Here is an 18,569-nt window from a genome sequence, read left to right on the forward strand (position 1 = left end):
ATTAAAAAACTACGAATTATGGGAAAATAAGGTGACAAAAAGTAAGATTTCATGTAAAATTATTAATAAGGTTTTTATTTAACTAAATGAAATAAAAGGAGCTGTCAATGTTGTCTCAAAATCGAGAGCAATTAATGGAAGAACTATCGACAAATGTGTTTGCTATGTTTCGCACGTTGCGTAATGATATCGGAAAAATATTTGGTGGTTACATACCGTGGAATGAATTCATCGTCCTAAGAATATTAAATCGTACGAATAAAGAAATGGTATCGCGTGTAGCAAATGAATTAAATGTGTCGAATAGTCATATTACAGCTGTTACAGAAAAATTAATTAATAAGGGTTTTGTAACTCGTTCACGTTCTACATCAGATCGCCGAGTTGTGTATTTAGAGATTACAGAACAAGGGAAAGATTTAGTTGCGAAAATGGAAGATGCGAAAAAACAATATTTACAAGAAAGATTCTCTGCACTTTCAGAAGATGAAATGAATGTAATGATTTCAATTTCCAAAAAACTTATTTAAGTGATTATAAACAAGAAAACGCTTACGTGATAAAATAGAAGGTCTTCCTTATAGATGGGAGATCTTCTTTCGTGTGTAATAGATGTTAATAAATAAAATGTGTATGAAAAAAGATAGAGCGCCATACTACTAATACAAGGAAGGAGGGAGAAATATGACGAATCGTAACGGTAGTAAAGGGAGCGGTAATCAAGGATCACCAAAGTCCGGCCAGTTTAATCAGGAATTTAGCACTGAATTTGAAACTGGTAATGATAATAAAGGGAAAGAATATCGTTCTAAAAAAGGGAGTAAATCAAAAAAGGAGTGAAATAATTCACTCCTTTTTTGATTTACGATGCTGCCGATTGATCCGTATTATATTTTTCTTCTGATTTTGCGACAATCATTGCGCAAATTGCATCACCAGAAATGTTTACAGCTGTTCTAGACATATCTAGAATACGGTCAATACCGATAATTAAAGCGATACCTTCTACTGGTAGATTTACTTGATTTAAAACCATTGTAAGCATTACAAGTCCAACACCAGGTACACCAGCAGTACCGATACTAGCTAGTACAGCAGTTAATACGACCATAGCTAATTGCGGTAATGTAAGTTCAACTCCGTATACTTGAGCGATAAATACAGTGGCTACTCCTTGCATAATGGCAGTACCATCCATATTAATAGTTGCCCCTAGTGGTTGTACAAATGAGCTTATCGCTTTTGGAACGCCAAGCTTATCTTGTGCTGTTTTCATTGCAAATGGAAGCGATGCATTAGAGCTAGATGTACTAAATCCAATTGCCATTACTGGTCCGAAATGTTTAAAGAAACGAACAATACTTTCTTTTGCTAATACCTTTAATAAGCCGCCATATACAAAGACCCCGTGAATAATGAGTACTAACATAACGACAATCATATACTTGAACATCGCAGCGACGCCTGCAAGCCCCATTTTACCAACGGATGAAGCGAGCAAACCGAATGTTCCAATTGGGGCTAATTTCATAACGAGATTAACAAGATACATCATTAATTCGTTGCCCTGTTCAAGTAATGAATGGATACCTTGAACTCGTTTTCCTAAAATAGCTATACCGAGTCCAATCAATACGGCAAAGGCAATGATTTGTAACATGTTTCCGTCAGCCATCGCTTTTGCTGGGTTATCTGGTACGATATTTAGCAATGTGTCGACGAAAGATGTTTCAGTTTTTGCACCTTCATACTTAAGACCTTCTGTTTTAAAATTACCGCCAGCTCCTGGTTTTATAATAAGTGCAAATGTAACCGCTATAGAGATGGCAACCGCAGTTGTTACGAGAAAGAATGAAATTGATTTTAAACCGATTCTTCCAAGTTGTTTCGGATCTCCAAGGCCGGCAGCACCAAGTACGATAGAAATGAACACAACAGGAACAACTAGCATTTTAATAAGTCGAATAAACAATTGACCAATTGGGTTGAACACATATTGATTTAGTGGCTCAAAGATAGATGGAGCAGCTAAATTTAGAGTGAGTCCAACAACTAGACCTAGAAATAATGCGATTAAGATTGCTTTTGTTTGTTTCAATAAAATCCCCCCTTTTGTTTTTGTGAAATTTCTTTCTAAAGTAATTATACCGAAAAAAATCCCTAATTTAACAATATTTTCTGAATTTTTTGGTTTTTAGGTGTAGATAGACTGATTTTGTGTTTGGAAAATAAAATAGACCATCACATAGGATGGTCTAGGGAAGGGGACAATTTATGTCAATTTAATTAGGGATGGAAGTTGCTTTAAGACACTGGGGAATGTCTTATAAATTAGGGAGGAACAACTTCAATACATATACTATAAAAGGTAGGTGTGACTCTCATGTGAACATAGGGTGAAAGAGAGAGGGAGTTTTAAATAAAAGATAGAAAGACAAAAAAATAAGACCATCACATAAGATGGTCAAGGAAGGGGACAATTTATGTCAATTTAATTAGGGATGGAAGCTGTTCAAAGACACTGGGGAATGTCTTATAAATTAGGGAGGAACAACTTCGATACATATACTATAAAAGGTAGATGTGACCTCTGTGTGAACATAGAGTGAAAGAGAGAGGGAGTTTTAAATAAAAGATAGAAAGACAAAAAAATAAGACCATCATTTATAAGATGGTCAAGGAAGGGGACAATTTATGTCAATTTAATTAGGGATGGAAGCTGTTCAAAGACACTGGGGAATGTCTTATAAATTAGGGAGGAACAACTTCGATACATATACTATAAAAGATAGATGTGACCTCTGTGTGAATATAGAGTGAAAGAGAGAGGGAGTTTTAAATAAAATGAAAATTTAATGAGTGTTTTTTGTTCATCCCCTGTTGATTATTAGCCTTAACCAATCGGGCGTTTATTGCCCACAAATAGCGGAATAAAAGATAAAGCAAACAAAAAATAAGACCATCATTTATAAGATGGTCAATGGAAGGGGACAATTTATGTCAATTTAATTAGGGATGGAAGCTATTCAAAGACACTGGGGAATGTCTTATAAATTAGGGAGGAACAGCTTCGATACATATACTATAAAAGGTGGATGTGACCTCTATGTGAACATAGAGTGAAAGATATGGGGATTTGAAAGATAGTACATATGAAATTGTTATTGCTAGCAATATAGAATTAGGATATAGAGTTTTCCAGCATAAAACGAAAAGGAATCTGAATATAAATAAAAGTTGTAATCTATGAAAAAAAAGATTATGCTCAACTATATTATGAGAATATAAGGTTTGTCCCAATTATTTAAGGGCTTTTAAAAAGCTTTTTATTGTATGAGGGGAAGCTTCACTTTAATAAGGGAGTTAGTGATATGGACGTAACAAAAAAACAAGGGCTGTATAATCGTCTTATACGATTAAACCCACCACAAATATTAGCATTAGGCTTTTTCTGCTTAATTGTGGTTGGCGGTTTGTTATTAAAATTACCATTCGCAACGAAAGTACATATTAGTTGGGTAGATGCTTTCTTTACAGCAACGTCAGCAGCGACCGTAACTGGTTTGGGAGTAGTGGATACAGCAAGTACATTTACGATGTTTGGCGAAATTGTTATTATGTTTTTAATTCAAACAGGTGGTCTAGGCCTTATGACAATTGCCATTTTAATTGTTTGGGTACTAGGTAAAAAAATCGGATTACGCCATCGTTTATTAATTGGAGAAGCATTTAATCAAACAAATATAGGTGGTCTTGTAAAATTAGTAAAACGTGTCTTTATATTTTCGATTTGTATTGAACTTATTGGGGTCATCTTTTTATCGTTTCGCTTTATTCCAGAGTTTGGTTTTGGAAAAGGTTTATACTATAGTATTTTTCATGTAATTGCATCTTATAATAATGCAGGGTTTGCTTTATGGCCAGATAATTTAACAAGATATGTAGGGGATCCCATTATTAATATTGGGATTTGCTCTTTAATTGTAATTGGTGGACTCGGTTTTACCGTATTAATTGATATATGGTATAGTCGCAGTTTTCGAAAATTATCACTTCACTCAAAAATAATGATTATTGGAACAGTAGTACTAAATGTTATAGCAATGATTGTGATTTTTGTATTGGAATATAATAATGTGAAGACGTTAGGGAATTTATCTTTAAATGAAAAACTATGGGCTTCCTTCTTTCAAGGTATTACTCCGCGGACAGCTGGATTTAATACGGTTGACTATGGAGGTATGGAAGAATCATCTATATTATTTACGATGATTTTAATGTTTATTGGTGCAGGAAGTGTATCAACAGGTGGAGGAATTAAATTAACGACGTTTGTTATCTTAATTACATCTGTCCTTTCTTTCTTTAGAAAAAAGGAGGAAATTGTTTTATTTCAGCGTACAATTAAAATGTCGACAGTAACGAGGGCCTTAGCGATTGCTGTTGCCAGTCAAATACTTATTTTAGCAGCGGTATTCATATTAATGCTTACAGAAAACTTCAGCTTTATTCAATTATTATTTGAGACAATATCAGCGTTTGGCACAGTCGGATTAACGATGGGAATTACTGCAAAGCTATCGGCATTTGGAAAATGTATTATTATGTTTGTTATGTTCTGCGGATTAATTGGACCATTAACACTTGTGTTCTCTTTAGCGCGACCAGCAAAACAAAAAATAAAATATCCATCGGAAGATGTGTTTACAGGATAAGGTATCCCGCGTTAAGCGAGATACCTTTTTCTTTTTTAGAACAGGGAGAACAATAGACCAATAAGTGCTACTCGGAATAAAATTGCGATAAGTGCAGCAATTCCACCGACAACTGCAGCGATACCGCCAGTTACAGTAGCTCCGCGATTATAAGCGTAAATACCGAGTAAAACAGAAACAAGACCAAATAGTGTTGGAAATGTAAATAGCGATAAGATAGATAGCGCAAGAGCGATAAAACCAGCAGTTGATCCAGCAGCGGACGATTTTACAACATCTTTATCGTCTTTATCATCGTAATCATAATCAATGCGTTGTGGTGCAACCTCAGCGGCGTACTCTTCTTTATAGTCACTATAATCACTATCTATTCTATCTCTTTTTTTATAATCATCAAATTTCTCAGTCAAAGTCATGACTCCTTTCATAACAAGGTTCAATAGTAGTATGTATCTCTTTTTCTTTTTTATCCCGCTATTTGTGGGAGTCGAGCTACGTACACATCCCACTGATTAAAGTTTCACTATACCGGAGCATGTACAGGGAGTAGTATCTTTTAAAAAAAGGAAAATGTTTTTTTGAAATAGGAAAAGTTAGTATGACTTCCTCTATTTTGGAAAATATAAAAAGGAATAATGAGGAAAGGGTGCAATACATAATGGAACATCCAATTGAAAATTTAATGAAAACGGCAATGACAAATTTAAAAGAGATGGTAGATGTAAATACAATTGTTGGGAGCCCGGTTTCAACAGCTGACGGAAATGTAGTATTAACAGTATCTCAAGTGGCTTTTGGTTTTGGAGCTGGTGGAAGTGATTTTAAAGGGGATTTCATCACTGAAAAACATAACGGTGGGCAAAATCAGCATAAAGAGAACAAACAAGGGCATCCATTTGGAGGAGGAAGCGGGGCTGGGGTTTCCATTAGTCCAGTAGCTTTTTTAGTAGTTGGTTCTAATGGGGTGCAAGTATTACATCTCAACAGCAGTACACATTTAATTGAAAAGGCTTTAAATACTGTACCAAGCACTGTAGATAAATTTGTGAATGGTCGTCAAAAGTGAACTTGCATTTTTTAGGAATTATGATATATTAGAAAAAGTGCGCTTTAGGATGATCGGAATAATTGAAATGTAAATATATATGATGTGTGGAATAAGGGAGAGGAATTTATGATTAATATCAAAAACTTAGTAGTTGGCTTATTTATGTTAGTAAGCGGCTTTGTTGTATATGTAATAAAAGAAAAAGCTCCATTCTAAAACAGACAAACCGTTAATGTCTGTTTTTAATTTGCGGAAAAAAGTTGACAAGTTATTGTATTGGTGTTATAATTTTAATTCGTGTCTCGGTTACAGCTAGTGTAAAGTAAATATCTCTTATGAATGCAATACGAAAAGTTTGCGAAAGATCGGGTAATTTTATCAACAACTTTTGTGAACAAACCCTATAAATTGTATTTGTAAGCTATATATGTATACTAGTGAATCAAGGAGCGGTCAGTGGAACCGTAATGATGAGAGAGAGGTAGGGCTTTCATCCAGTATATGTTACTTTCCCGTTAGGTGAATATAAAAAAGAGGACTCCTTTTAAAAGGGGTCCTCTTTCATTTTTTAAGTGCGACTTTCAACTTGTTGACAAATTTCATCCGTTGTTAAACCGTGAGCTGTAATGACTGATCCTTTAATTGATGTATCTGCAATGCCCATCACATTAGAATCTTGCCCAGTTACAACGCAACAATCACACCCTTGTGCATCCTGTTCTGAGTTAAGTGTAACAACTTCATGACCTTGTTGTTGAAGAGCTTGTTGAACGTCTGTTAATGAGTTTTCAACGCCAATTCTAGCCATAATTCTCACCTCCTACCATCTAATTGCTAGTATGCTCAAGTTCACTGCATATATTTATGAAAAGACGGTAGGAAGTAAATCTTTGTTTAGTCGTTATATACGCCAGTAAGCATTTGACTAACGAATTGATCGTTTAATGTATCTTGTGCTGAAGAAGTATTTGAATGGATGTCGATTGAAGCAATAAAATGATTATGTTCTTTCGTATTTGGTTCTACCTCTACGTAATTATCGAATTTACAAAAACCTTTCGTATCCATTAGATCAAATAATTGCAGCATTTCTACTACCTCTTGTCTCGTTCCTTTAATTTGTACACACGCCATATTTATTTCCTCCTTTATTTTGACAAATTGTTTTTTAAAAATAGGATTATGATTACGAAATGAAAAATATGAATGTTATTTTTAGACAGCGCTATTTTTGTTATTTTCCCCCTTTTTCAGCAAAAGTCGTTATATATCCCCGGATTTATAAAATCGGACGTCCGTTTATTGAATACAATAGATTCGTATCAATTGATGAAAATCCTTCTTTTAAACAAATATTTTTTTAGTGGAAATTGGCGAAAAAAATTTTTTGACTTTTTGTAAACGTTAACAATGTTGTTAAATCAGTATAAGCAAAGAAGTACGTATGATTAAAAATTATAAATTTTCTAAAAATTAACTTGATTTATTTAGAAAGGAGAGTAAACTAGGAAACAATAAAAAATTCATAGAACATAGGAGGCGCTTCTAGTGAATGAGCAATGGATTTTCTTAAATGGAGAATTTGTTCCAAAAGATGAGGCAAAAGTTTCAGTATATGATCATGGCTATTTATATGGCGATGGAGTGTTTGAAGGAATTAGAGTTTATAGTGGTAATGTTTTCCGTTTGAGAGAGCATCTTGTCCGGCTGTATGAATCAGCAAAATCAATCCTTTTAGAAATTCCATATTCATTAGATGAAGTAACAAATATTGTTGTTGAGACGATTCGACAAAATAAATTATCTAATGGATACATTCGCCTTGTTGTATCAAGAGGAGCAGGAAATCTTGGATTGGATCCCGATTCATGTAAGAAGCCGAATGTAGTAGTAATTGCAGAACAATTATCTTTATTCCCACAAGAATATTATGAGAAAGGGATTCCAGTTGTAACAGTTGCAACGCGCCGAAATCGTCCCGATGTTTTATCCCCTCAAGTAAAATCTTTAAATTACTTAAACAATATTTTAGTTCGTATTGAAGCGAAATTAGCTGGAGTACAAGAAGCACTTATGTTAAATGATCAAGGATATGTAGCTGAAGGATCAGGAGATAACGTGTTTATTGTTAAAGGAAATAAATTAATTACACCACCAAGTTCTGCTGGAGCGTTAGAAGGTATTACACGAAACGCCATTTTAGAAATCGGCGAAAAACTTGGGTATGACGTAAGAGAAGAGTTATTTACAAGACATGATGTATATGTAGCTGATGAAGTGTTTTTAACAGGAACAGCTGCTGAAGTGATTGCTGTTACGACAGTAGATGGTAGAACGATTGGCTTAGGGCAAACAGGTCCACATACGAACCGTTTATTAGAAGAGTTTCGTAAGTTAGTTGTAGAAGATGGAGAGAAAATTTACGAAGAAAATAAAGTTGGATAACAACTTTTTTAACATAAGAAAGCGTTGATAGGGAGGAGTAGTTGATTGTGAAGCCTCACAGAGAGTCGGTGGTTGCTGAAAACCGATGGTTCACGTCGACGAACATCGCCCTTGAGTGCTAAGCTAAAGCATTTGTCTAGGCTTAGACGGTAGCTCCGTTATTAGCTAGATCCATTTATGGATCACTGAGGCAAGAGTATTCTTGCAAAGAAGGGTGGTACCGCGAAATCTTTCGTCCCTTCAGCACATAGCTGGAGTGTGGACGTAGGATTTTTTTATTGTATAAAAGGTTGAAAAAGGGGGCTTATAAGAACAATGTCTTCAAAAACGGAAGAGAAACTGGAAACTGGTGCACAGCTATTGTTAGAAGCGCTAGAAAAGGAAGGCGTAGAAGTGATTTTCGGTTATCCGGGTGGTGCCGTTTTACCTCTCTATGATGCATTGTATGATTGTGAAATTCCGCATATTTTAACAAGGCATGAGCAAGGGGCAATTCACGCTGCTGAAGGGTATGCCAGAATTACAGGGAATCCAGGGGTTGTAATTGCAACGAGTGGACCAGGTGCTACAAATGTAATTACGGGTCTAGCTGATGCGATGATTGATTCATTGCCACTTGTAGTATTTACAGGCCAAGTAGCAACAACGTTAATTGGGAGCGATGCTTTTCAAGAGGCAGATATTATGGGACTTACGATGCCAGTGACAAAACATAACTATCAAGTGCGAAAGGCCTCAGATTTACCTCGAATTATTAAAGAAGCATTTCATATTGCTAAAACAGGAAGACCAGGACCAGTCGTTATTGACCTTCCGAAAGATATGGTAGTCGAGAAAGGTGAGCGATGTAGCAATGTACAAATGGATTTACCAGGATATAACCCTAATTATGAACCGAATCTACTTCAAATAAACAAATTACTCAAAGTAATTGAAACCGCAAAAAAACCGTTAATTTTAGCTGGAGCGGGTATATTGCATGCGAAAGCTTCGAAAGAATTGACAAGTTTTGCTCGTAAATATGAAATCCCTGTTGTGCATACATTACTTGGACTTGGTGGTTTTCCACCAGATGATGAACTATTTCTAGGGATGGGGGGAATGCACGGTTCTTATACAGCCAATATGGCATTATATGAATGCGACTTACTCATTAATATAGGCGCGAGATTTGATGATCGTCTTACTGGAAATTTAGCTTTTTTTGCTAAAGGGGCGACTGTTGCACATATCGATATTGATCCAGCAGAAATCGGGAAAAATGTGCCAACAGAGATTCCTATTGTTGCAAGTGCTAAGCAGGCGTTAGAAGTATTGCTTCAATCAGAAGGAAAGAAAGAAAATCATCATGAATGGCTCTTTTTATTAAAGAATAGAAAAGAAAAATATCCATTCTCTTATAAAAGAAATTCTGAAAGTATTAAACCTCAATATGCGATTGATATGCTATATGAAATTACGAAGGGAGAAGCGATTGTAACAACAGACGTTGGGCAACACCAAATGTGGGCAGCGCAATATTATCCACTGAAAAATCCAGATAAATGGGTAACTTCTGGTGGATTAGGAACGATGGGGTTCGGATTTCCAGCAGCAATCGGTGCGCAAATTGCAAAGCCTGAAGAATTAGTTATTGCAATTGTTGGTGATGCTGGGTTTCAAATGACTCTGCAAGAATTAAGTGTATTAAAAGAACACGCTTTACCCGTTAAAGTATTTATTTTAAATAATGAAGCTTTAGGAATGGTAAGACAATGGCAAGATGAATTTTACAATCAAAGATATTCACATTCTTTATTACCATGCCAACCAGATTTCGTCGCTCTTGCAAATGCATATGGCATAAAAGGTGTTCGTATTGACGATCCACTTCTTGCAAAGAAGCAAATCCAGCATGCGATCGAATTACAAGAGCCAGTCGTAATTGATTGTCGTGTACTTCAATCAGAGAAGGTTATGCCGATGGTTGCGCCAGGAAAAGGTGTTCACCAAATGGAGGGAGTGGAAAAAGGGTGAAGAGAATTGTTACAGCGACAGTTCGAAATCAAAGTGGTGTGTTAAACCGAATTACAGGGGTTATGACACGAAGACATTTTAATATTGAAAGTATTTCAGTAGGTCATACAGAATCATCAGATATATCGCGAATGACGATTGTTGTACACGTTGAAAGTGAACAGCAAGTGGAGCAGTTAATTAAACAACTGCATAAGCAAATTGATGTTCTGAAAGTATCAGATATTACAGAAGAAGCGATGATTGCTAGAGAGCTTGCTCTTATTAAAGTAGCAACTTCTGTAGCGAGGGCAGAATTATATAGTTTAATTGAACCGTTTCGAGCCGCTGTAATAGATGTTGGGAAGGATTCCATAGTTGTGCAAGTAACAGGTACGCAAGATAAAGTAGAAGCGTTAATTGAATTACTTCGTCCATACGGTTTGAAAGAAATTGCTAGAACAGGTGTAACAGCATTTACACGTAGTATGAAAAAACAAGATAAGCAAGTTATGTTAATTCAATAATCATTTAAATATAGGGGGAAATGAAAATGGCAAAAGTTTATTATGAGAAAGATGTAACAGTAAATGTATTAAAGGAAAAGAAAGTAGCAATCATCGGATATGGCTCGCAAGGTCATGCGCATGCGCAAAATTTACGTGATAACGGATTTGATGTAGTAGTAGGTTTAAGAAAAGGTAAGTCTTGGGATAAAGCGAATGAAGATGGGTTTTCTGTATATACAGTAGCAGAAGCTGCGGAAAAAGCTGATGTAGTAATGATTCTATTGCCTGATGAATTACAACCAGAAGTATATGAAGCTGAAATTGCACCAAATTTACAGGCTGGAAACTCTCTCGTGTTCGCACATGGATTTAATGTTCACTTTGATCAAGTAAAACCACCAGCTAATGTAGATGTATTTCTAGTAGCGCCAAAAGGACCAGGGCATCTCGTACGCCGTACGTTCGCCGAGGGCGGGGCTGTTCCTGCATTATTTGCAGTATATCAAGATGCAACAGGAGTTGCGACTGAAAAAGCACTTTCTTATGCTGACGGAATTGGAGCAACGAGAGCTGGTGTACTAGAAACGACGTTTAAAGAAGAAACAGAAACAGATTTGTTTGGAGAGCAAGCTGTACTTTGCGGCGGAGTGACTGCACTTGTAAAAGCAGGGTTTGAAACGTTAGTTGATGCGGGATATCAGCCTGAACTTGCATATTTTGAATGTTTACATGAACTGAAGCTAATCGTTGACCTTATGTACGAAGGTGGACTTGAAAATATGAGATATTCAGTTTCAGATACAGCGCAGTGGGGAGACTTCGTATCAGGACCACGCGTTGTGACTGAAGATACGAAGAAAGCGATGGGGGCAGTATTAGCAGAAATTCAAGATGGTACATTTGCAAGAGGGTGGATTGCAGAACATAAAGCAGGAAGACCAAATTTCCATGCGACAAATGAGAAAGAGAATAAACATGAAATCGAAGTAGTTGGACGTAAATTACGTGAAATGATGCCTTTCGTACAGCCGCGAGTAAAGGTAGGGGTTAAATAATATGAAGCAGGTTTTGTTCATGGATACAACGCTTCGTGATGGCGAACAATCACCAGGAGTAAATTTAAATGAACAAGAGAAATTACAAATTGCTAGGCAATTAGAGAGGCTTGGTATTCATGTAATGGAAGCTGGATTCGCGGCAGCTTCCGAAGGCGACTTCCAATCGGTAAAACGTATTGCGAATACAATTCAAAATGCTACGGTTATGAGTTTAGCTAGAGCGAAAGAAAGTGACATTCGAAGAGCATATGAAGCTGTGAAAGGCGCTGTATCTCCTCGTCTACACGTATTTCTAGCTACGAGTGATATTCATATGAAATATAAACTTTGTATGTCAAAAGAAGATGTGTTAAATAGTATTCATCGCTCGGTTACGCTCGGAAAATCATTATTTCCGACAGTACAATTTTCTGCAGAAGATGCGACAAGAACATCGAGAGTATTTTTAGCTGAAGCAGTAGAAATTGCGATTCGAGCAGGAGCGAATGTAATTAATATTCCGGATACAGTTGGATATACAAATCCGGAAGAGTATTATTCTCTTTTTAAATACTTACAAGAATCCGTTCCATCATATGAAAAAGCGATTTTTTCTTGTCATTGTCACGATGATCTTGGTATGGCAGTAGCAAATTCGTTAGCTGCGGTTGAAGGGGGAGCATTGCAAGTAGAAGGAACGATTAATGGCATTGGAGAAAGAGCAGGGAATGCAGCGTTAGAAGAAGTTGCGGTAGCTCTTCATATTAGAAAAGATTTTTATAAAGCAGAGCCTTCGATGACTTTAAAAGAAATTAAGGCGACGAGTATATTAGTAAGCAGGTTAACGGGTATGGTTGTACCGAAAAATAAAGCAATCGTTGGAGCGAATGCATTTGCTCATGAATCGGGCATCCACCAAGACGGGGTTTTAAAAGAAGTAACAACTTATGAAATTATCGAACCAGCGCTTATAGGAGAATCTCAAAATCTCTTTGTACTTGGGAAACACTCTGGCCGTCATGCGTTTACGGAAAAAATGAAAGAGCTTGGTTATGAATTTACAAATGAAGAGCGAGATGCGGCATTCGAAGCATTTAAAAAATTGGCTGATCGTAAAAAGGAAATTACTGAAGAAGATTTACGCGCACTTATGCTTGGTGAAGCAGCATTTGCAGCTCAGCAATATAACATTACGCAATTACAAGTACATTTCGTATCAAATAGTACACAATGCGCAACAGTTGTGCTGAAGGATGAGGAAGGAAATGTATATGAAGATGCAGCCACTGGTTCTGGTAGTATTGAAGCGATATACAATGCGATTCAAAGGATTTTAGGATTAGAATGTGAATTGGCAGATTATCGCATACAATCTATTACACAAGGTCAAGATGCACTTGCTCACGTTCATGTTGAATTAAAAGAAGGTAGTCACCAAATATCAGGTTTCGGAGTTGCGCAAGACGTATTGGAAGCGTCGGCGAGAGCTTATGTCCATGCAGCAGGGAAATTAAAATCTCTTATAGCGCTTGTGAAATAAATAATTGATAGGTGAGAGAAGCTTTCCTCACCTATCAAATTAAAGTTCTGAAAATTCAGTTAAAAGGAGTGTTAAAAATGGAAAAACGTATCGTTTGTTTAGCTGGTGATGGTGTCGGTCCAGAAGTAATGGAGAGTGCGAAGGAAGTATTGCATATGGTAGAAAGGCTATATGGACATCATTTTCATTTGCAAGATGAGTACTTTGGTGGTGTTGCTATCGATTTAACTGGGCAACCATTACCACAGCGAACACTTGCCGCCTGTTTAGCGAGTGATGCGGTTTTACTTGGAGCAGTAGGTGGACCAAGGTGGGATAGTGCGAAAGAAAGGCCTGAGAAAGGATTATTAGCATTAAGAAAAGGACTCGGTGTATTTGCGAATGTTCGCCCTGTAACGGTAGAAAGTGCAACTGCACATTTATCACCATTAAAAAACGCTGATGAAATTGATTTCGTTGTCGTTCGTGAATTAACAGGCGGAATTTATTTTTCTTATCCGAAAGAGCGAACGGAAGAAGTGGCGACAGATACACTTACGTATCATCGCCATGAAATTGAACGTATCGTTTCGTATGCTTTTCAATTAGCAAATAAGCGGAAGAAAAAAGTAACATCTATTGATAAAGCGAATGTTTTAGAGTCTAGTAAATTATGGAGAACTGTGACAGAAGAAGTAGCACTTCGCTACCCAAATGTGGAAGTAGAACACATTTTAGTAGATGCAGCAGCTATGGAATTAATTCGGAATCCAGGAAGATTTGACGTTATTGTAACGGAAAATTTATTTGGTGATATTTTAAGTGATGAGGCTTCAGTATTAGCTGGATCATTAGGAATGCTTCCATCAGCAAGTCACGCTGAAAAGGGACCTTCATTATACGAGCCTATTCACGGATCAGCACCGGATATTGCGGGGAAAAATAAGGCGAATCCAATTGCGATGATGCGTTCTGTTGCAATGATGCTTGGGCAATCGTTCGGATTAACGAGAGAAGGATATGCAATTGAAGAAGCAGTTTCTGCAGTCCTTAAATCAGGGAAATGTACAGCAGATATCGGGGGGACTGAAACGACAACTTCATTTACAAAGGCAGTTATTCAAGAAATGGAAGAGCAAGCGTTAGTAGGGAGAGGGAGATAATGGGAAAAAGGTTACTAGATAAGCTTTGGGAAAGACATGTAGTTGCGACTAATGAAAATGGATTGGATTTATTATATATCGATCTACATCTTGTTCATGAAGTAACGTCACCGCAAGCCTTTGAAGGCTTGCGGCTTACAAATCGAACAGTCCGCAGACCAGATTTAACATTTGCAACGATGGATCATAATATTCCAACGAAAGATGTTTGGAATATTACCGACCGCATTGCGAAGCAGCAACTAGATACACTTCGGCAAAACTGTAAACAATTTCAGGTGCCATTAGCGGATATCGGAGATGAAGAGCAAGGGATCGTTCATGTAATAGGACCAGAACTTGGACTCACACAGCCAGGAAAAACGATTGTTTGTGGTGATAGTCATACAGCAACACACGGTGCTTTTGGCGCACTAGCGTTTGGTATTGGTACGAGTGAAGTGGAACATGTATTGGCAACGCAAACGTTATGGCAACGAAAGCCGAAAGCGATGGGCATTGAGTTAAAAGGGAAGTTACCGCAAGGTGTCTATGCGAAAGATATTATTTTACACCTTCTTTCAAAGTACGGAGTAGCAGTTGGAACAGGTTACGTAATGGAATTTTATGGAGAGGCCATTCATGCTATGGATATGGAAGAGAGGATGACGCTTTGCAATATGGCAATTGAAGGGGGAGCAAAGGCTGGCATTATTGCACCAGATGAAAAAACGTTTGCTTACGTAAAAGGGCGTAAATATGCACCGAAAGACTATGAATCTATTAAGAAAAAATGGTCAGAACTTTATACAGATTTAGATGCAGTTTATGATTTACATATTCTAGTAGATGTTACGGATTTAGCGCCGTACGTTACGTGGGGAACAAATCCTAGTATGGGTGTTCGGATCGATGAGAAATTGCCAGAAAAGCATGATGCAAATGATGAAAGAGCGTTTTCTTATATGGGATTGAGTCCCGGACAAAGTACGTATGACATTCCAGTTCAACATGTTTTCATTGGATCTTGTACAAATTCCAGGCTTTCTGACTTAGAAATTGCTGCATCTGTCGTGAAAGGTAAAAAAGTAAAAGAAGGTGTGCGAGCACTTGTTGTACCTGGATCTCAAAGGGTAAGAGAAGCAGCGATGCATAAAGGATTACATCGCATATTTGAAGAAGCTGGATTTGAATGGAGAGAGCCCGGATGCTCAATGTGTCTAGGTATGAATCCAGATCAAGTGCCTGAAGGAGAACATTGTGCCTCTACGTCCAATCGCAATTTTGAAGGAAGACAAGGAAAGGGAGCACGAACGCATTTAGTTAGCCCGGCAATGGCGGCAGCGGCTGCGTTATATGGTCATTTTGTTGATATTAGAAAGGAGAGTTATGATGGAGCCATTTCGTATTCATAAAGGTACTGCCGCAGTACTGATGAATGATAACATTGATACAGATCAAATTATTCCGAAGCAATATTTAAAGAGAATTGAAAGAACTGGGTTTGGGAAGTTTTTATTTGATGAGTGGCGATATGATAATAATCGCCAAGAAAACCCTAATTTCCCGCTTAATGCACAAGAAAGAAAAGGAGCCAGCATATTAATTACAGGTGATAATTTTGGATGTGGCTCGTCAAGAGAACATGCTCCATGGGCACTTGCTGATTATGGTTTCCGCGTTATTATCGCTGGAGGATTTGCCGATATCTTTTATATGAATTGTATGAAGAATGGCATGTTACCGATTGTAATGGATAAAGATATGCGTGAACAACTTGCTAAAACAGATGCGAGGGAACAAATTACAGTTGATTTAGAAAATGAAATAATGACAACGAATACGCATAGATTCCATTTTACGATCGAGAAAATGTGGAAAGAGAAGTTATTAAATGGTTTAGATGAAATTAGTATTACAATGCAATATGAACAAGAAATAAAAGAGTATGAAAGAAAAGTGGCTTTACATTAAAAAATGACGGAATATTAAAAATGTATTTACATTCAAAATTAACTGTTATATACTATGTGAAAATCAGAGGAGAAAGGGAGTAAGTATTATGAATATCGTGCAATCTATTACAATGCTTACACAACTACATCATCATACATGAAACCCTTGAACCTAGCGTGAAAACGTGTAGGTACAAGGGTTATTCCCGTTGTACCTACACTCTACTGAAGAGCCTTGTAGGTATTTTGTCTACAAGGCTCTTTTTATTTTCGGCTTAGGGGAATGAAATAGGCATACATTAGAAGGGGAAAGGTGTGAAAATTTAGATGACAAAATGGAAACGAGCAAACCCGAATGGAACGAGAGATTATTTATTCGAAGAATGTACGTTAATTGAAGAAGTAGAACAAAAATTAAGGCTTACTTTTTTAGAGAGAGGTTATGAGGAAATAAGAACACCTACAATTGAATTTTATGATGTTTTTGCATTTCAAAATAGACCGATAGATGAAGAGAAGATGTATAAATTTTTTGATGAAAAGGGAAGGATTATCGTTTTACGTCCAGATATGACAATTCCTTTAGCGAGAGTTATTGGAACACAGAGATGGGATACGCCACTTAAAGTGACGTATAGCGGGAATGTATTTCGAGCGAATGAATCCCATTCTGGAAAATATAATGAAATCGTACAAAGTGGTATTGAAGTTATCGGGATTGATAATGTAAGAGCTGAAATTGAATGTGTAATAAGTGTCATTCAAGCACTTCAAAAGTTGAAGGTGCAATCTTTTACAATTGAGATTGGGCAAGTACAGTTATATAAATGTATTGTAAAAAAACTCTCCATCCAGGATGAAGAAGAAAGGGTACTTAGAACGTATATAGAAAGTAAAAATTATGCAGCCCTCTCAAATTTTATCGGAGAAAAGAAATTAGATCGATGCGATGAGACAGTAAGATTACTTGAGAAATTGCCAAGGCTATTTGGAAATTTAGAAGTTATTGAGGAAGCAGAAAAGCTTGCTTCAAGTAATGAAATGAAAATGGCAATTGCAAGAGTAAAAGAAATGTATGAAACAATTGAAATGTTAGGATATGGTTCTTACATATCAATTGATTTGGGCATGATTCAACACTTAGATTACTATACGGGTGTTATTTTCAAAGGATATATATATGAAATTGGAGAAGAAATCGTTAGTGGCGGAAGGTACGATGAGCTAATTGGGAATTTTGGAGAAATGCTGCCAGCTGTTGGACTCGCGGTACAAGTAAATCAAATTGTGAAGGCGCTGCAAGAGCAGCAAGAACCATATGAACGAAATCAAATTGATATTGTGATTCATTATGAGTTAAATAGATTAGCGGAAGCAGAAAGGCTACGAAATTTACTTCGAAAGGATGGGAAAAATGCTTGGTTATCTCTATTCTCTAATTTAAGCGATACCTTTCAATTTGCAAGAAAAAATAAAATAGGAACGGTCGTTGAGGCAAAGAATGAATACTTAGTGGAATATGTATGGAATGAGAAATGGGTAGTCCAGAAAGAAGGAGAGGCTTCATGCGTAACATTCAAATTGCGTTAACGAAAGGAAGATTAGAAAAACATGTCATTCCACTTTTTGAGCAGATTGGAATTGATTGTTCCGAGCTCAAAAATAAAGGTCGGAAGCTTGTATTTCAAAGTAAAAATACAAATGTTTCATTTATTTTAGTAAAAGCGATTGATGTTGCTACTTATGTAGAACATGGGGTAGCTGATATTGGCATCGTTGGAAAAGATATTTTAATGGAAAACGAGAAAGATATTTATGAAATGCTGGATTTAGGAGTGGGGATTTGTAAGTTTTGTGTTGCTTCTATTCCTACGTATAATCCGAAGAGTTACCGGAAGAAAAGAATCGCTACGAAATACCCCCATATTACTTCTACTTATTATCATGATAAGGGAGAGGATGTAGAAATTATTAAGATAGAAGGTTCTGTAGAAATCGCTCCTCTTCTTGGATTGGCAGATGCGATTGTAGATATTGTTGAAACAGGAAAAACATTACAAGAGAATGGACTCATTGTATTTGAGGAAATGTACTTTATATCGGCTCGGATGATTGTAAATAAGGCAGCCTTAAAAACTAAAAAAGACGAAATATTCAGCATTATAAATATGATGGAGCAAGAAATCTTATCAAGGAAATAGGAG

19 protein-coding genes and 1 other annotated feature are annotated in these 18,569 nt (G+C 36.7%); of the genes, 15 read left to right on the plus strand and 4 right to left on the minus strand.

Annotated features, from left to right (window positions below):
* Window positions 1–110: 110 nt before the first annotated feature.
* Complete coding sequence (locus tag ACZDYH_RS09770) at window positions 111–530, plus strand: MarR family winged helix-turn-helix transcriptional regulator (RefSeq protein WP_000081432.1); 420 nt, start codon at window positions 111–113, stop codon at window positions 528–530.
* A gap of 154 nt (window positions 531–684) precedes the next feature.
* On the plus strand, window positions 685–840 hold the full coding sequence (locus ACZDYH_RS09775) for a hypothetical protein (protein ID WP_000184928.1): 156 nt from the start codon (window positions 685–687) through the stop codon (window positions 838–840).
* Between the two features lie 22 nt (window positions 841–862).
* Here the strand turns inward: ACZDYH_RS09775 and ACZDYH_RS09780 are convergent, their stop codons facing one another.
* Window positions 863–2,098 carry a dicarboxylate/amino acid:cation symporter gene (locus tag ACZDYH_RS09780; RefSeq protein WP_000814809.1) on the minus strand — a complete coding sequence of 412 codons (1,236 nt, stop codon included), beginning with the start codon at window positions 2,096–2,098 and terminating at the stop codon, window positions 863–865.
* Window positions 2,099–3,371: 1,273 nt separating this feature from the next.
* On the opposite strand from ACZDYH_RS09780, the gene ACZDYH_RS09785 reads away from it, so the two are divergent.
* The gene (locus ACZDYH_RS09785) at window positions 3,372–4,715 is read left to right on the plus strand and encodes a TrkH family potassium uptake protein (RefSeq protein ID WP_000383526.1); all 1,344 of its coding nucleotides are present in this window, start codon (window positions 3,372–3,374) and stop codon (window positions 4,713–4,715) included.
* A gap of 35 nt (window positions 4,716–4,750) precedes the next feature.
* On the opposite strand, the gene ACZDYH_RS09790 is transcribed toward ACZDYH_RS09785, so the two are convergent.
* The gene (locus ACZDYH_RS09790; RefSeq protein ID WP_000136535.1) at window positions 4,751–5,125 is read right to left on the minus strand and encodes a hypothetical protein; all 375 of its coding nucleotides are present in this window, start codon (window positions 5,123–5,125) and stop codon (window positions 4,751–4,753) included.
* Window positions 5,126–5,313: 188 nt separating this feature from the next.
* Between ACZDYH_RS09790 and ytfJ the strand changes: the two genes are divergently transcribed.
* On the plus strand, window positions 5,314–5,781 hold the full coding sequence (ytfJ, locus tag ACZDYH_RS09795) for a GerW family sporulation protein (protein WP_000204234.1): 468 nt from the start codon (window positions 5,314–5,316) through the stop codon (window positions 5,779–5,781).
* A 108-nt stretch (window positions 5,782–5,889) separates the two neighbouring features.
* A complete protein-coding gene (locus ACZDYH_RS09800) occupies window positions 5,890–5,979 on the plus strand; it encodes a hypothetical protein (protein WP_000608227.1) in 90 nt (29 codons plus the stop codon).
* A gap of 352 nt (window positions 5,980–6,331) precedes the next feature.
* Here the strand turns inward: ACZDYH_RS09800 and ACZDYH_RS09805 are convergent, their stop codons facing one another.
* Together ACZDYH_RS09805 and ACZDYH_RS09810 are read right to left on the minus strand one after the other, a co-directional pair.
* Complete coding sequence (locus ACZDYH_RS09805; RefSeq protein WP_000101022.1) at window positions 6,332–6,571, minus strand: YkuS family protein; 240 nt, start codon at window positions 6,569–6,571, stop codon at window positions 6,332–6,334.
* An 86-nt stretch (window positions 6,572–6,657) separates the two neighbouring features.
* Window positions 6,658–6,897, minus strand: coding sequence for a DUF3911 family protein (locus ACZDYH_RS09810; protein WP_000752512.1), 240 nt, complete (start codon window positions 6,895–6,897; stop codon window positions 6,658–6,660).
* A 414-nt stretch (window positions 6,898–7,311) separates the two neighbouring features.
* On the opposite strand from ACZDYH_RS09810, the gene ilvE reads away from it, so the two are divergent.
* The 10 genes from ilvE to hisG all read left to right on the plus strand — a co-directional run bounded on the left by ilvE (window position 7,312) and on the right by hisG (window position 18,566).
* Window positions 7,312–8,208: a branched-chain-amino-acid transaminase gene (gene ilvE / locus ACZDYH_RS09815; RefSeq protein WP_001005486.1), complete on the plus strand. Its 897-nt coding sequence runs from the start codon at window positions 7,312–7,314 to the stop codon at window positions 8,206–8,208.
* A gap of 15 nt (window positions 8,209–8,223) precedes the next feature.
* Window positions 8,224–8,451 (plus strand) — a binding site (T-box leader).
* 72 nt (window positions 8,452–8,523) lie between these two features.
* A complete protein-coding gene (ilvB, locus tag ACZDYH_RS09820) occupies window positions 8,524–10,224 on the plus strand; it encodes an acetolactate synthase large subunit (RefSeq protein ID WP_000095876.1) in 1,701 nt (566 codons plus the stop codon).
* A complete protein-coding gene (gene ilvN, locus ACZDYH_RS09825) occupies window positions 10,221–10,730 on the plus strand; it encodes an acetolactate synthase small subunit (RefSeq protein WP_000822952.1) in 510 nt (169 codons plus the stop codon). The genes ilvB and ilvN overlap by 4 nt, the downstream gene beginning before the upstream one ends.
* 26 nt (window positions 10,731–10,756) lie before the next feature.
* Window positions 10,757–11,767: a ketol-acid reductoisomerase gene (ilvC, locus tag ACZDYH_RS09830; protein ID WP_001151741.1), complete on the plus strand. Its 1,011-nt coding sequence runs from the start codon at window positions 10,757–10,759 to the stop codon at window positions 11,765–11,767.
* A 1-nt stretch (window position 11,768) separates the two neighbouring features.
* Window positions 11,769–13,289 carry a 2-isopropylmalate synthase gene (leuA, locus tag ACZDYH_RS09835; protein ID WP_434713864.1) on the plus strand — a complete coding sequence of 507 codons (1,521 nt, stop codon included), beginning with the start codon at window positions 11,769–11,771 and terminating at the stop codon, window positions 13,287–13,289.
* Between the two features lie 77 nt (window positions 13,290–13,366).
* A complete protein-coding gene (gene leuB, locus ACZDYH_RS09840) occupies window positions 13,367–14,431 on the plus strand; it encodes a 3-isopropylmalate dehydrogenase (protein ID WP_000415384.1) in 1,065 nt (354 codons plus the stop codon).
* Window positions 14,431–15,825 (plus strand): 3-isopropylmalate dehydratase large subunit, encoded by a 1,395-nt coding sequence (gene leuC / locus ACZDYH_RS09845; RefSeq protein ID WP_000518111.1) that lies wholly within the window; start codon window positions 14,431–14,433, stop codon window positions 15,823–15,825. The genes leuB and leuC overlap by 1 nt, the downstream gene beginning before the upstream one ends.
* Window positions 15,803–16,384: a 3-isopropylmalate dehydratase small subunit gene (gene leuD, locus ACZDYH_RS09850; protein ID WP_000433189.1), complete on the plus strand. Its 582-nt coding sequence runs from the start codon at window positions 15,803–15,805 to the stop codon at window positions 16,382–16,384. The genes leuC and leuD overlap by 23 nt, the downstream gene beginning before the upstream one ends.
* Window positions 16,385–16,692: 308 nt before the next feature.
* Window positions 16,693–17,955, plus strand: a complete 1,263-nt coding sequence (locus ACZDYH_RS09855) for an ATP phosphoribosyltransferase regulatory subunit (RefSeq protein WP_000170296.1) — start codon at window positions 16,693–16,695, stop codon at window positions 17,953–17,955.
* The gene (gene hisG, locus ACZDYH_RS09860; RefSeq protein ID WP_001244488.1) at window positions 17,931–18,566 is read left to right on the plus strand and encodes an ATP phosphoribosyltransferase; all 636 of its coding nucleotides are present in this window, start codon (window positions 17,931–17,933) and stop codon (window positions 18,564–18,566) included. The genes ACZDYH_RS09855 and hisG overlap by 25 nt, the downstream gene beginning before the upstream one ends.
* Window positions 18,567–18,569: the final 3 nt, after the last annotated feature.

The sequence above is a fragment of the Bacillus sp. EB V-12 genome (assembly GCF_056158125.1).

Excerpts from the sequence above, each read along its gene's own strand:
- ACZDYH_RS09775 (WP_000184928.1), top strand. The coding sequence starts at position 685 with ATGACGAATCGTAACGGTAGTAAAGGGAGCGGTAATCAAGGATCACCA.
- ACZDYH_RS09785 (WP_000383526.1), top strand. The coding sequence starts at position 3,372 with ATGGACGTAACAAAAAAACAAGGGCTGTATAATCGTCTTATACGATTA.
- ytfJ (WP_000204234.1), top strand. The coding sequence starts at position 5,314 with ATGACTTCCTCTATTTTGGAAAATATAAAAAGGAATAATGAGGAAAGG.
- ACZDYH_RS09800 (WP_000608227.1), top strand. The coding sequence starts at position 5,890 with ATGATTAATATCAAAAACTTAGTAGTTGGCTTATTTATGTTAGTAAGC.
- ACZDYH_RS09805 (WP_000101022.1), bottom strand. The coding sequence starts at position 6,571 with ATGGCTAGAATTGGCGTTGAAAACTCATTAACAGACGTTCAACAAGCT.
- ACZDYH_RS09810 (WP_000752512.1), bottom strand. The coding sequence starts at position 6,897 with ATGGCGTGTGTACAAATTAAAGGAACGAGACAAGAGGTAGTAGAAATG.
- ilvB (WP_000095876.1), top strand. The coding sequence starts at position 8,524 with ATGTCTTCAAAAACGGAAGAGAAACTGGAAACTGGTGCACAGCTATTG.
- ilvC (WP_001151741.1), top strand. The coding sequence starts at position 10,757 with ATGGCAAAAGTTTATTATGAGAAAGATGTAACAGTAAATGTATTAAAG.
- leuA (WP_434713864.1), top strand. The coding sequence starts at position 11,769 with ATGAAGCAGGTTTTGTTCATGGATACAACGCTTCGTGATGGCGAACAA.
- leuB (WP_000415384.1), top strand. The coding sequence starts at position 13,367 with ATGGAAAAACGTATCGTTTGTTTAGCTGGTGATGGTGTCGGTCCAGAA.
- leuC (WP_000518111.1), top strand. The coding sequence starts at position 14,431 with ATGGGAAAAAGGTTACTAGATAAGCTTTGGGAAAGACATGTAGTTGCG.
- leuD (WP_000433189.1), top strand. The coding sequence starts at position 15,803 with ATGGAGCCATTTCGTATTCATAAAGGTACTGCCGCAGTACTGATGAAT.
- ACZDYH_RS09855 (WP_000170296.1), top strand. The coding sequence starts at position 16,693 with ATGACAAAATGGAAACGAGCAAACCCGAATGGAACGAGAGATTATTTA.
- hisG (WP_001244488.1), top strand. The coding sequence starts at position 17,931 with ATGCGTAACATTCAAATTGCGTTAACGAAAGGAAGATTAGAAAAACAT.